This window comes from Paenibacillus sp. FSL K6-1122 (genome assembly GCF_037977015.1).
GTDB lineage: Bacteria > Bacillota > Bacilli > Paenibacillales > Paenibacillaceae > Paenibacillus > Paenibacillus amylolyticus.
In genome coordinates this window covers 3,618,878-3,633,465 of sequence record NZ_CP150272.1, presented here as the reverse complement: position 1 = coordinate 3,633,465, position 14,588 = coordinate 3,618,878, and the positions used below count along the sequence as shown (strand labels likewise).

At 44.4% G+C, this 14,588-nt stretch carries 11 protein-coding genes; 3 read left to right on the top strand and 8 right to left on the bottom strand.

Going from position 1 to position 14,588, the window contains the following annotated elements; all coding sequences use genetic code 11:
- Nucleotides 1-73: 73 nt before the first annotated feature.
- Together NSQ20_RS16515 and NSQ20_RS16510 are read left to right on the top strand one after the other, a co-directional pair.
- Complete coding sequence (locus NSQ20_RS16515) at nt 74-964, top strand: ABC transporter permease subunit (protein ID WP_076253078.1); 891 nt, start codon at nt 74-76, stop codon at nt 962-964.
- An 18-nt stretch (nt 965-982) separates the two neighbouring features.
- A complete protein-coding gene (locus tag NSQ20_RS16510) occupies nt 983-1,873 on the top strand; it encodes a carbohydrate ABC transporter permease (protein ID WP_100526293.1) in 891 nt (296 codons plus the stop codon).
- A gap of 105 nt (nt 1,874-1,978) precedes the next feature.
- Here NSQ20_RS16510 and NSQ20_RS16505 read toward each other — a convergent pair whose 3' ends face one another.
- Complete coding sequence (locus tag NSQ20_RS16505; protein ID WP_340030343.1) at nt 1,979-3,724, bottom strand: sensor histidine kinase; 1,746 nt, start codon at nt 3,722-3,724, stop codon at nt 1,979-1,981.
- 28 nt (nt 3,725-3,752) lie between these two features.
- Nucleotides 3,753-5,369: a helix-turn-helix domain-containing protein gene (locus NSQ20_RS16500; RefSeq protein WP_340030342.1), complete on the bottom strand. Its 1,617-nt coding sequence runs from the start codon at nt 5,367-5,369 to the stop codon at nt 3,753-3,755.
- 187 nt (nt 5,370-5,556) lie between these two features.
- Between NSQ20_RS16500 and NSQ20_RS16495 the strand changes: the two genes are divergently transcribed.
- The gene (locus NSQ20_RS16495; protein ID WP_340030341.1) at nt 5,557-5,832 is read left to right on the top strand and encodes a hypothetical protein; all 276 of its coding nucleotides are present in this window, start codon (nt 5,557-5,559) and stop codon (nt 5,830-5,832) included.
- 221 nt (nt 5,833-6,053) lie between these two features.
- Here the strand turns inward: NSQ20_RS16495 and NSQ20_RS16490 are convergent, their stop codons facing one another.
- The 6 genes from NSQ20_RS16490 to NSQ20_RS16465 form a co-directional block, all read right to left on the bottom strand.
- Nucleotides 6,054-6,677 carry a hypothetical protein gene (locus NSQ20_RS16490; protein ID WP_340030339.1) on the bottom strand — a complete coding sequence of 208 codons (624 nt, stop codon included), beginning with the start codon at nt 6,675-6,677 and terminating at the stop codon, nt 6,054-6,056.
- A 166-nt stretch (nt 6,678-6,843) separates the two neighbouring features.
- Entirely contained in the window at nt 6,844-8,571 is a 1,728-nt protein-coding gene (gene cydC / locus NSQ20_RS16485; RefSeq protein ID WP_340030337.1) for a thiol reductant ABC exporter subunit CydC, read from the bottom strand.
- A complete protein-coding gene (gene cydD / locus NSQ20_RS16480; RefSeq protein WP_340030336.1) occupies nt 8,568-10,391 on the bottom strand; it encodes a thiol reductant ABC exporter subunit CydD in 1,824 nt (607 codons plus the stop codon). The genes cydC and cydD overlap by 4 nt, the downstream gene beginning before the upstream one ends.
- 14 nt (nt 10,392-10,405) lie before the next feature.
- Nucleotides 10,406-11,419: a cytochrome d ubiquinol oxidase subunit II gene (locus NSQ20_RS16475; RefSeq protein WP_340030335.1), complete on the bottom strand. Its 1,014-nt coding sequence runs from the start codon at nt 11,417-11,419 to the stop codon at nt 10,406-10,408.
- Entirely contained in the window at nt 11,419-12,783 is a 1,365-nt protein-coding gene (locus NSQ20_RS16470) for a cytochrome ubiquinol oxidase subunit I (protein WP_036615789.1), read from the bottom strand. The genes NSQ20_RS16475 and NSQ20_RS16470 overlap by 1 nt, the downstream gene beginning before the upstream one ends.
- Nucleotides 12,784-13,177: 394 nt before the next feature.
- Entirely contained in the window at nt 13,178-14,569 is a 1,392-nt protein-coding gene (locus NSQ20_RS16465) for an MFS transporter (protein WP_340030333.1), read from the bottom strand.
- Nucleotides 14,570-14,588: the final 19 nt, after the last annotated feature.

The window sequence follows — 14,588 nt, the reverse complement described above, 5'->3', positions numbered from 1 at the left end:
AGGGGATGAGGGTCATCCCTCCCCTTTATTTGATAGCGATTACATTTGGCGTACAAGGAACGGAGGAATACGAATGCTGAGAAAATGGCAGCAGCAGCGTGCTTACCATCTCATGTTAATTCCAAGCCTGGTCTTGGTCTTCATCTTTTGTTATATCCCTTTCTACGGACTTATTATTGCATTTCAGAAGTACAATCCGGGCCTCGGATTCAACTCGCCATGGGTAGGATGGGATAACTTTACCCACATATTTAATCAGCCGAACTTCGTAAGAACGATCTGGAATACATTGTACATGTCTGTCTTTAAGATTATCGGTGGTATAATCGTACCCGTAATTTTTGCATTACTGCTTAACGAGGTACTACACAGTGGAATCAAACGTACATTTCAAACCCTTGTCTACATTCCGAACTTCCTCTCTTGGGTCATTATGGCTGGCATCATGCTGGATATCCTTAGCTCCGACGGCATTATCAATACATTTCTAAGTGTATTTGGGATTGCACCGATCTCCTTTCTTGGCACACCCTCTATTTTTCCTTGGACGATGATTGTGAGTGACATATGGAAAGGTTTCGGGTTTGGCACGGTTGTTTATTTGGCAGCCCTGACCAGTATTGATCCGGGACTTTACGAAGCCGCGGTGATCGACGGAGCGAAACGGTGGAAACAAACCATCTACATTACGTTGCCTCTACTCATGCCAACCATTGTTTTAATGACCGTACTTTCACTTGGGAACGTACTCAATGCTGGCTTTGACCAAATCTATAATCTCTACTCCCCTGTTGTCTATCAGACGGGTGATATTATTGATACCTATGTCTACCGTTTAGGAATTCAACAGGCACAGTATTCAATTGGTACCGCTGTTGGGTTATTCAAATCGATCATTTCCAGTGTTCTCGTTGCTGTATCGTACATCCTGGCTTACAGAGTGGCTGGCTATCGTATCTTCTAAGAAGGAGGAACTTACATTATGATCTATGATAAAAGTATGAGCAGACGTGTATTTCTTATCATAAACTACACCATATTGCTTCTAATCTCTCTCCTATGTATCCTGCCGTTTATCAACCTGCTGGCTGTTTCATTCAGCAGCAGCGCGGCTGTATCTGCGGGGAGTGTTACGTTCTGGCCTGTGGAATTTACGACAAAAGCCTATGAATTTGCATTAACTGGAGGATCATTTTTCTCCTCTCTCTGGGTAGCCATTCAACGAACCGTTATCGGAACGGTGGTGAATCTGGTTCTGATCGTACTCACGGCTTATCCCCTCTCCAAATCAAAACAAAAATTGATGGGGCGTAATATCTATATGGGATTTTTCATAATAACCATGTTATTCAGTGGAGGACTAATTCCAACCTATCTCGTGGTTGTCAAAATGGGACTGATCGATTCCATCTGGTCTCTGATCCTGCCTGGGGCCCTCCCCGTATTCAGTATGATTATCCTCATGAATTTCATTCGGGGGCTACCCGAGGAGATTGAAGAATCAGCCATTATCGATGGTGCTGGGCCTGTACAGGTATTGCTTCGTATTCTACTCCCACTTCTCAAGCCTGCCCTCGCTACGGTTGGTTTGTTCAGTATCGTTGCCCACTGGAATTCGTGGTTCGATGGCATTATCTATATGAACAATCCAGACAATTATCCATTACAAAGTTACCTCCAGACCCTGCTGCAAAGCTTTGAGCAAATCATGCTGAAATCTGGGTCAGACTATACGCAGCTGTTGTCCATGATGAACGCCAGAACGGGGCGCGCCGCTCAGATGTTCTTGGGTGCCATTCCGATTTTACTCGTGTATCCGTTTTTACAGAAATATTTCACCAAAGGTTTGGTGTTAGGTAGCGTCAAAGGGTGAACAAAAGGGCTTGCAGTTCATACTGCGTGCCCTTTGTTTATATCTAAACTTATTTTTACGTTCGCTGTATCGCATTATGAGATGCATAAATGAAAGCATGTATGACTATTTGGCTTCTAGGATGGCAGGCAGCAGAATGGAGAAAATGGTACCTTCACCTATTTTACTCTCCACCTGTATTCCATAGGGTTTCCCAAAATGAAGTTGAATCCGCCGCTGCACATTATGCAATCCAATCCCATTCGTTCCCGTACTTGCACCGGGCTTCTCTTCCAATAGATTCTGCATCGTTTGATGATCTATACCAACACCATTATCGCAGACCTCGATCACAACTTCATCCAGTTGTGATTGAATTCGAATGGTGATGATTCCGTCTTCTTCAAGTTCGGCCAGACCATGAAAAATCGCATTCTCCACAATCGGCTGCAGGATCATTTTGGGCATGCGATAATCCAGCAGTCTATCCTCAACCTCATATCTCATCTGAATACAATCGTAGTACCTGACATTCTGGATCGTTACGTAATTCGTTATATTATCAAGTTCCTCACGAATGGTTACGAGGGTTCCATCGGATTTTGTTGCATAGCGGAGCATCGAGATTAGTGCATCGGTCATTTCCACGATTTTATCAGCCTGCTGCATTGAGGCAATCCATTTCACCGACCCAAGGGTGTTATACAGAAAATGTGGCTTGATCTGGTCATGGAGCGCACGCATCTCGGCCTTGGCTTTCTCTATTTCTTCCTGCTGCATCCGTTCGACCAACCGCTTCAATTCATGCGACATTCTGTTAAATCGAATGGATAAATGTCCAATCTCGTCTCTTGATCCAATAGGTTCAACTTGTTCAAACTGACCTTTCTCGACTAGAGCAATATTCCGTAGCAGTTTTTTAATGGGAGTTGTAATGACATGAGATAGAAAGATGGAAATGACGGCAGCAAAAAGAACAATGACAATGGCAAGCGTCACCAGATTACGGCCCAATATTTTGCCATCAGCAGTCAGCTCATCCAGAGGCATATATAAGTAAGTTGTCCATTTTTGCTGACTAAGGGGACTGGTCACCACGACATTCAGTGCTTCAGGCGGACGAACGTTGTCCCGGAACAGTGTCCCGATTAATCGTTCATTCACGTTATATACGATCTTGTCATCCGCATCAACAATCATGAATCTGGAGCGCAGCCCTTCCTGCAAGTTTCGATTGACGATTTCGATGAATTTGATATCAATGCTGACAACAATCACGCCAAGCAGTTTTCCACTAGTCACATCATGAATTTTGCGAGCGTGTGACACTGCCAGTATTTTATTCTCCAATTGCTCGTCGATTCGTGTTGTGAGGGTAATGGTTCGATCCTTATCATGCATGAACTTTTTAAACCACAATTCGTTTGCTACTTTGAAGTTTGGATCAATGGGTTGATGTGGACTTACAAAAAGGTCCTGTCCCCCGTTCATATTGTAGAGATAGATGGAGAATACGCGATCTTTCATCATGATGTAATTCATCAGAATATTGTATGCGGCAATCTCATGTTGTTCATCACCCTCTCGCAGGAAATCCTGGATCGGAAAACTCCCTTCATGAGTCGCAGACAGATTGTCACTAAGGCCATTGCTGGCGAGCAGCGAAATTTTCTCAATCTCCTTGAGGAACTCATCAATGCGAATATTCGTCTGTTTGGCCAGATCGTTTAGCAACGTTGTATAGTTCTGTGCCAACAACCGCTCTGAGGAGTAATACGAATTGATTGTCATCACCAATACCGGAAGGATAATGACCGTCATACAGATTACCATAATTTTGTACTTGATTCGGAAGGGCCGAACATGCTTCATATGCTGCACCTCTATTCACCGATTACATTCATCCCTGCTGTAATTCTCGATATTCCTCAGGAGTGACACCTACCGATTTTTTGAAAATCTTACTGAAGTACGTGTAATTATGGTAGCCCACCTTTTCTGCGATTTCATACACTCTCATTCCTCTACTCAATAGATACGCCTTGGCATGTTCAATTCGAACTCGGGTCAAGTACGTGATAAAGTTCTCTCCTCGTTCCTGTTTGAACACACGGCTGAGATACGACGGATTCACACTAATTTGGCTAGCGATACTTTGCAGTGAGATATCTTCCGCATAATACTTGTCGATCAATTCAGTGGCGAGATCGGTGTACGTGCTTTCCTGTTTGATTTGGGAATCGGTTTGGAAGTAATACGCAATATGAGCAAGCATATCTTGGTGGATATCCTCCCAATACTCCCCCTTTAGAACGATTTCATAGGGTGATTTTTCTGTTAAAGAAGGTGCACCTCTTTCCGTAGCTCGGGATAGATGAGAATGTATCGTTTCCATTACCATGATATATTGCTTGCGAATGCTATTCTCATCCGCTCGTAGCTGTTCCAGATTGGATCGGATTCCTTCAAGGAACTCTTCCGCCTTTTTGTTGTCTTTGCTTACCCATAACTTCAACAAATCTCGTTCTTGTTGTGGGCTTAAAGCCCCCTTAACTTCATGTCGATCTGGGGATTGAACCATATCATCGTAATACAACACCTGGTTGCTTCCTGTGAAGAAACTCTGTTGTAGAGCCGTTTCTGCCTCTTGGCAGGCCTTCCTGATGTGAAGGAATCCGGAAGTCATTCTACTTACCCCAGCCGTGAGCGATAGATTCATAAAATCCTTGATCGAAGACAGCAATTTATTACATAGTTTATTTAAGTCGGCGTGTACAGATTGGCTCTCAGGAAGTACATTGACGATCACCCAATATTCAGAGGAACTTTCAACAAAAATCTCTTTCTCCCACTTCGATGGAATGATCTCTTCCATAATATTAAGAATCGAAAATCGGAGCAGCTTTTCCCCTTTCTCTACATATTTCCGCTTTGCATCCTCGTAATAGTTCACGATGAATTTCATGACAACCAACTGGTCCGAACGTATACGAAAATGCAGTTCTTCCGCTTTGGTGACGATATCCTCCTCACTAATGAAACCGTTTACAATATCTTGGAAGAAACTATCCTTTAGATATCTTAGGCTCTTGGAATAGTCCTGTGTTATAGAGGGTGTGTTGGTTGGGTGAACATGTTCACTTTGCAGTTTCTGTCCAACAGTGCTCAGGAGGTCAATAATGGAGGATTCGGTGATCTCACTTTTAATCAAGTAATCTGAAGCGCCAAGTTTTAGCGCCTCTTTCACATAATGAAATTCGTCAAAATTACTCAGGATGACATACTTACAGGTTTTCAGTACGCAGGAGGCCTCTTGTATAAGCTGTAGCCCATCCATAATCGGCATTTTAATATCTGTAATAATTAGATCAGGCATCACTTCAAGCGCAAGGCTTAATGCCTCTTTTCCATTTCCCGCCTCACCAACAACATAGAAATTGTACTCTTCCCAATTCAGCATGGAACGAATTCCAACCCGCATGAGCAATTCATCATCTACGATCATCAGTTTATACATGCGTATCCCCCAACATGAACCATTTTTAGATATTTTACCATTAAACGGACTCTTGCAAAGATGTCTAGCGAACCTTATTGAATTGCGGGTATCATAAATAACACTTTTACAGAACATACGTTCCTGTTATAATCAGATTATCGTATTTGGTGTAACATAACATGCCCGCCTGGAAAGGATACATATCATGAATTTATACAAGTTTGAATTAACGGTGAACGGATATCTATTACGTGTTCATTTCAGTGCATCTGAAGAAAGTGGATTGAAATGGTGCAAACGAATTGCTACTGAATTCCAGAACAACGTTGCCAATCTGGAGATCAAGGTTGATATACATAAAAAGCAGAAACAAAAGCATGCACGGGAATATCACGGAAAGCCATATCTGTATGATAGGACACTAAGGAAAAAGCCGCTTGCGAAGAAAAATAAAACGGCTGAATCATCTGCTGTTATGTAAAAGCGTTTAAAAGACTTTAAGATTTTCCTCATATAGGCTAACTGGTTGGAAAGCATTTTAATTCGGGTGTTCTCCGCTATGCCGAACATTTTAGCGCCTCAGTATACTCTTGTCCTTCCTGTCCTTCCTTTAAGACAAAAGATAAAAGCTTGCTCCTATGTGGAACAAGCTTTTATCCGTGTCAGTTGTACTATATGCCAAGAAAGATTGTTGTTCACCGTTTAGTATCTCTCTGATTCCTTAAATATCATATAACGATGGACACCTCTGACAGCATGCATTGCTTCCTGTAATAGCTGAATCGCAGTTTCGCGTTGTCCCGCTTTTAGTTCGATCGCTGCAAGAAGCGAAGATCTCATCCAGACCTTGTTAATGGATTTCAAGTGTTCCCTCGCCTGCTCACTTCTTCCTTCTTCCATAAGCAAATACGTTTCATAATATGTACGATAATCCGATCTACGCATATTCTGCACCGCAGTACGAACAGCTACCAAGTCGTTGCGATAGATGCCATAGGCTGCATTATAGACTGCTTGGGTCCTTTTATTTGTGTCCTCATTTCTGATGCGCTCTATTGTGTGTTCCAATTCATCATCAAGTCTGTTTGCAAGAGCGTAATAGATATAAAGCTTTGGGGTATTCTCCTGTCTGCGTAGAAAAGCCTCGACGCGCTCCATGCGTGTTTCCCAACCCAGAGGATAAAAAATACGAATGGTAAACATGATCAGAGTAGCGGTGAGAACGACCCCAAGTATCCAAAATAGAGATTGGTCATTCATCTTCATGTACACAACAAATAAAAATACGGCCAAATAAAAAACAATGTCCCACTTATATTTTCTCATCTTCCATCTCCTTTATAGACATAAAAAAACTATTATATCAAAACAAACCCCAAGGAGTATATGCACTGCATCCTTTGGGGTTTAGTTAGATTTATAAAAATTGATTTATTGAAATTTTCTTCATTAACGACAACCGACAGTATTATCAACTCAATAGACTAGATTCTCACGCCCCGGCGTCTCCAATCATTTGTCGTTCAATTTGTTTCATTTCATAAAAATAGCCTTTTTGCTCCATCAGCTCACGGAAAGAACCTGATTCCACGATCTTGCCTTGGTCCATGACCACAATCCGATCCATCTCTTCCAATCCCGTCAGCCGATGGCAGATCAGAAGAAATGTATCTTCGGATGCTTGTGCAAGAAGATGCTGGAGCACATGTTTCTCTGTGACGTAATCCAACGAAGAAGTTGGTTCGTCCAGAAGCCATAACCGTCCTTTGCGCAGCATGGCCCGTGCGAGAGCCAGCCGCTGCTTCTCACCATCCGACAGGTTCTCCCCTTTTTCATAGACCATGTCGGTCAACAACTTATTCGGCAGTTGGACTTTATCCAGCACAGCCGACAGTTGTTCATCCGAATGTTCTTCTCCATTCAGCAACAGGTTGTCCCGGATGGTTCCCCGGAAGAAGTGGCTTTGCTGCAACACGACATTCGTCCCTTGCCAAATGCTCTCTTCATTCAGTTCCTTCACCGAAACATCGTTTAATCGTATATCGCCAGACGTTGGTGCGCGCAACTTGAGTAACAAATCAATAATCGTTGACTTGCCTGACCCGCTCGGCCCGACAATCGCTGTTTTGGAGCCTGCTGCAAGTTGTAGAGATAGCTCCCTCAGCGCCGGTCTCCATTCCCCTTCATATTGGAAGTTAACACCGGATAGGTCAATCGAAACCGCCTGATCGGCTGAAATTTCACCGCTTGGCTGTACAGGTTGTACATCGGAGGTTGGCACCGTTTCCGCCAGTCGCTGAGCGGCGTGTTCGCTGTCCTGCTTATATAGAGGCAATATAGCCATTGCGGCAGCTTCTTCGAACACGGTCTGCGTGGCCAGGATCAGCATGGCGAGAAATACACCGGCAAATGCTCCATTCACAATTAAGAAAGCGCTGAATGCTAGCACTCCCCATGTAACGAGATACGTCACAAAAACGTGCATGGACTGCCCGCGCAACAGGTGCGAAGCGGCTTGTTTCTGCTCCGTTGCCAATGCAGCGGAAGCCTGCTGAAGCTGTTGCTCACGCTGTTCCAATTGGCCGTATACTTTCAAATCCCGGAAACCATACAACACTTCGGTCACTTCCGTGGACAGCAAGGCCCGTTGCTGGCGGACACGTCCGTGTATTTTTCGCTGACCTAACAAGACAATACCTGGTACAACAAATGCCGTAATCAGCATACCTAGTACTAACAAACACGCAATCCAGATCGAAAAGGCCGAAGTGAACAGCATGGTAGCCAAAAACACCATAACGACCATGATGGGTGGATACGCGACCCGCAAAAAATAATTTTGCAAGCTTTCCACATCACCCACGATCCGCGCAAGTAGATCCCCGCTTCGGTTTTTGTTCAATATACCTGGCGTTACCGGGATCAGTTTGGCAAAAAAGGACGTCCGCAAACGGCTCAGCATGGAGAATGTTGCCCTGTGCGAATACAAGCGTTCCCCGTAGCGACTTGCCGCTCGAAGGAAACCAAGTAGTTTGACCATGGAGGTGAGTACAATTAAGGTGTACAGCGGTGGCGCAAATACCGTTTGCGATATCATATACCCACTCGCGGAAAAGAGAGCTACCCCTGCTATGCCGGCGATAAATCCGCCCAATATCGAAAGCAAGATATCCTTGCGCTCCTGAATCATCGCTTTTGACAGAATCGTCAGCTCATTCATGCTAACCCTCCTTTCCGTTGTACATCAACCATCTCCGCATATTGAGGCAGGCGCGCCAGAAGTGCTTCATGATGTCCTGAATCCACTAATACCCCACTATCCATAAACAAAATGTTGTCCGCATGTTGAATTGTATATAAACGGTGTGCCACCGTAATCATCGTTGCCGTTTTGGCTAATGCCGCAATGGATTGTTGTAGTACCCGCTCGGTGTGCAGATCCAGACCAACGGTGGGTTCATCGAACAAAATAACAGCTGGTCGCTTCAGAAAAGCACGTGCCAAAGCAAGTCGCTGCTTTTCCCCACCAGACAGCCCCCGGCCACCTTCACCAACAAATGTGTCCAAGCCCTGCTCCAATTGAGCAACAACGCCAGCAAGTCCTGCTTCCTCTGCCGCCTGCTCAATTTCAGCTCTGGAGACGTTCCGACCCGCGCCAATCGCTATATTTTCGGCAAATGTACCTGCAAAAATATACGGATGCTGTGTAATATAGCTAACACGTTCAAACCATGCAGCCTCATCATGTTGCGAAAGCTGGCTTCCGTTAACCAGAACCGCTCCCGAATCTGGTTTCAGTAAACCGGCAATGAGATGAAGCAACGTGGTTTTACCTGAGCCGCTTTTGCCTACAATAGCAATCTGTTCTCCCGGTCCAATCGAGATCTGTCCTGTCTCAAGTCCAAAGGAATCAGGTGTGTACTGGAATCGGACATCGTTCAGTTCAATGGTTGGTGGCATTGGAATCAACTCGGCACGAGCTGTACGAAGCTCTTCCGTCTTTGCAATTGCATCGACATCGGTTAATTCGCTTTGATCCGGTCCTTCTTCAGGCTTCGTTTGTGTGCTCTTGACACTTGTTTCCTCAAGCATTTGTTCCACCTTACGAATGGCCCCCATACTGGTTCGCCCGCTGTGAAAAGCCGTTCCTGTATTCTTCAACAGACTGTAAAACTCAGGGACGAGTAACAACACGAGAAAGGCCGTATGAAAGGTCATTGATTTGAAAACGAGTAACTGGATAGCCAGTTCAAGCGCTACAATACCAATGCTTAACATCACGATTGATTCCAGCATAAACGTATTTGTAAATGCAATTTTCAAAATGCCCATGGTGGCATCACGATACCCCAGACTGCTACGTTCAATTTCCTGCTGCTGACGTTTAGCCCGTCCGAATATTTTTAACGTAACCAGCCCTTGAAGCGAATCCAGAAACGTACCGGAAAACTCAGCCAGTTGCGCGTATTTTTCTTCTGATTTGTTCTTTGTCTTGAGCCCAACCAAGATCATGAACAGCGGGATAAACGGTGCCGTAAACAGCATAATCCAGCCTGTGTTAGAGTGCTGCGTAAACGTAACAACCAGAATCAGAATCGGGATCATCGCAGCTTCCATCATACGCGGCATGTACTGACTGAAATAACTGTCGGCCTCATCCACAGCATCCAAAGCAACACTGACCTTTCCTCCCGTCTGTCCACTCAGAGTTGAAGGCATGGAAGCGCGGGTCAGGTTCTGCAACACAGATGCTCGCATATTTGTCTTGGCGCGTGCTGCCATATGCAAGCCCACTTTCCCATTACCATACGACAACAGTGAGCGTACAGCCATAATAACCAGTAATAGGACAAGCAACAGGACCACTGATGAAAAGGAAGCTTTCTCTACAAAGATTCGCTGGACTGCTTCAGCCACCAAGGTGGCCTGGCTTATAATAGCTACACCAAGGGCCAGCGAAATGATCGCAAGGAGAAGTCTGTTTTTTCGTTGTAAAGACATTTGCTGCGAGATCAGATTGGATTTGCCTCTCCTTTTCATTGAACGCTCCTCCTTTATTTTTTCCCTTTCACATAATCCGCATCAAACAGGAACAGTTTGAAGACCAGGATTAGAGAAGGAATTAACAAGCACAGACCACCGATAAACACAACGACGAGTGCAAAACCCATCGCTGGTGGTGTCGCGCTACTCTGAATGGTGATGTATGGATCGAGAATGTAAGGATATTGCCCAATCCCGTAAGCGAAAAAGGCTGTGAGAAATTGCAGCATGATGCATATAAAAGCTAAACCATAACGGCGTCCGTTATATAACAGCCACATGGCAATCATGAAAAACGCAACGGAAAGCGCCAGCAGCCACCATAAATCCATCATATTTTGAAAATGACGCTCATTGTGTTGACCCAAATATATAAATGCAGTCAGCGCGAGAATAATGGTCGGTGTGCTCCAGAACAAAGCATAGTTCCGCATCAGCTTCAATGCCGAATGGTCCTCTGCGCGAGAAGCGTAAAATGTGAGAAATGACCCACTAATGAACAATACGGACACGATCGCCAGTCCAACGATGCTCCACGATAATGGATTCGTAAATAGTGCCCAGTAATCCAGGGAAACGGTATCTCCCTGCTTCAAAATAAAGCCACCTTCAGACAGGGTCAGTGCCACTGACAATGACGCTGGAATAAGCAACCCTGTAGCTCCATATAAGAACAAATACACGATACTTTTTTTGGAACCATAATTTTCGAAAGCATAGAACGACCCACGAATGGCAAGTAGAATGACGGCAATACTTCCTGGAACAAGCAGCGCGGAGCCATAATAATAGGCCGTGTCCGGGAAAAATCCGACGATACCAATATAGAAAAAGACAAAAAATACATTGGTGATCTCCCAGACCGGTGATAGATAACGGGAGATCAGACGATTAATCAGATGATCCTGCTTTGTCAGGCGTGCATAAAAGGCAAAGAAACCTGCTCCAAAATCAATGGAAGCTACAATAAGATAGCCGTACAAGAACAGCCAAAGTACCGAAATACCAATTAATTCATAACTCATCAGGCCTGATCCCCTTTCTTGGCTGATTGATCATGCTTCTCCTTCAACCATTTCTCCATCTCGAGTTCAGCAGGATTGTTATTGAACAACCGTCTCAGTACGACGACACACATAACGCCTAGCAGGATGTAGAGAAGCAAGAAGACGAAAAATAAAATTCTCACACTCGGTGAAGAAGTAGCGGCCTCTTCTACCCGCATATAACCTCGGATGATCCATGGCTGCCGCCCGATCTCTGCATAGAACCAACCCATCTCAACGGCCAGAAAAGCAAGCGGTGCACTCAGTGCAACCATACGAAGCATCCACTTGTTAAACTGATTACGTTTCTTCCAGAATACAAACAGGAAGTACAGACTTGATATAGCAAGCAGAGCGAATCCAATACCAGCCATTAGATCAAATAAATAATGCACAAGTAAGGGCGGGTGTTCATCTGGTGGAAATTCGTTCAGCCCGGTTACCTCGGCGTTAAAGTCTCCAAAGGCAAGGAAACTGAGCAGTTTCGGCAAATGAAGAGCGCCTATAATTTCATGTTCTGCATTCAGCCATCCCAAAAAAATCAAATCCGCGCCGCTTTCCGTCTCGAAATGCCACTCGGCAGCTGCGAGCTTCTCCGGCTGATGCTCAGCCAAAAACTTGGCAGACACATCTCCAGCTAAAGAATTTAACAAACTGAATACCAGCACAACGGCCATCATGAGATTCAAGCCTTTTTTGTGGTAGGCCGACACTCCTTTTCTCAGCATCGCAAAGGCTGCTATTCCTGCTAACAGAGCAGCTCCTGTCAGATAAGCCGAGCTTAATACATGGAACACTTTGGAGAACGTCGCTGTATTCAGCATCGCTTGCACGGGGTTCACTGCCATGAATTGACCTGCTTCCATGACAAAACCTTCAGGCTGGTTCATGAATCCGTTCACTGTTGTAATAAAAACAGCAGACATGCCTGCCCCGGCGACAATCGGAATAGTCAGCAACCAGTGGATATACGGATTTTTGAACCGATCCCACGTGTACAGATAAATGCCCAGGAATATTGCTTCAAAAAAGAATGCAAATACTTCCATAAATAGTGGCAGTGCAATGACATTCCCGGCAAGTTTCATAAAATTCGGCCATACCAAGGCCAACTGTAGTGAGATCGCTGTGCCTGTCACGACACCAACCGCTACAGAAATGACAAACCCTCTGGACCACCTCTTTGCCATAAGTATGTAATGGTGATCCTTCTTCCGAATGCCGATGAACTCTGCAATAGCAATCATCAAAGGTACGCCGACACCAAGCGTTGCAAAAATCACGTGGAACCCGAGCGTCAAACCAGTCACTAGCCTGCTCCATAAAACCGTATCAATAGCCATTCTTTGTGTTGCCTCCTTTCAAACTCTGTTCAATTTAGAAACATTCAATATCAGATTTGGCCAAGCTCAATGCAGAGTTGCGAAAAATTTCACAAAGTTAGGTATGACGATATCTTGCCACACCTATAATGCGTTTACTCCTGTAGGCCTCCGATAATAACAATCATTGGATGCCTATTAAAATCTGATATTGATGCACTTAAAGTACTAACGAAACCTATTAATCAAAATTATTATATCTTTATTTTTACCTAATTCAATCAAAGACACGTCTTCTACCCTAAACGTTCAAGAAAGGATCAACTCTTTCTGACAACTTGGTGAAAATCAAAAAATACACCCAATGGAGCTATTGATTCATTGGGTGTAAACGTGTTATTGCACGGAAGATTTTCTATTTTACTTTCTCCGGACTCACCGCACCTGCCTCGCGACGTACGCTCATGATGATCAGTGATGCAGCTAATACCGTAAGGATGATTCCAAGCATCTGAAATCCTGTCACATTAAATGTATCTCCCATGACAATCCCAATCAATAACGACGATAAAATGGTCCCCAGGTAGCGTGATGTATTAAAAATACCCGATGCGACTCCAATCATTTCTTTGGGTGTGCTTTTAAACAGTGCTGCTTGCATACCGACCGCGTTTAGGCCGTTACTTATGCCAAATAAAGCTAAGGCAACAATGATTATGAAGATTGGAGAAGTTTCATTCATAACAACGATTAATATAGAGCCAAATGTCATTAAAGAAGCGGATACGATCAGAGCTGGCCGTGATCCTGATCTGTCAATCCAGCGCCCTGCGATCGGAGCAATAATGACTGAACATAACCCCAAAGCTAGCATGCTCATTCCTGTATGAACTTCGTTGAGATGACGTACCTGCTTCAAATACGTAGGAACTCCAAAAAAAAGTGCGTAAAACAGGATGTTCACCAGCATGTATTGCACATTCACCCAAGTCATCTCCGGATATGAGGCAAACGTTCGCAGAGGGATAAAAGGCGTGGCTGCTTTTAATTCATGTCGGAAGAACATGACGAATGCGATTAACCCGATCCCCCCTGTCAGCAGATGCCATGTTGAAATATCTCCTGTGGAATTTACTGAAAGTAAACCGATGAGCAGAGTCACCAAAGCTACCGTAAACATCAGGATACCTGGTGCGTCAATTAACGCAAGCCATTGCCGAATGGACATGTGACCAGAGATAGACGGAGATTGCTCGTCCTTCGGGATTGTTTTCCAGGCGAACCAAAAACTCACCAAGACAAACGGAATATTAACGAAGAATATGCTGTGCCAGTCCCACCAATGAATCAATACTCCACCAATAAAAGGTCCAATTGCAGCCGCTCCAGAAAGGAATATAGCCAAGGTGGACAAGGCGGAGGCTTGTTTTTCAGTCACGTTCATTCTGACAATCGCCATTCCGACAGCCACCATCATGCTTGTGCCAATTGATTGAATGATTCGGAATACGATGAGCCACGAAAAACTGGGAGACCACGGAGCTAGCATGGACGATACAAAAACAATAATAAGACCCATGAGGAATATCTTCCTGCGGCCAAACAAATCACTACACTTGCCCATGACGGGTTGAGCGACAGCACTAGCAATGTAAAATGATAAAATAATCCACGAGACGGCTGTAAAATTAAGTTGATACACTTGTTGTAATCTTGAAATAGCCACAGAAATCATGGAGGAATTTAACGGATTCAACATGATTCCGAGTCCAACAGCTAACATCAATCCTTTGTTTCGAACGTTCATTGGTGCACCTCTCTCTCTT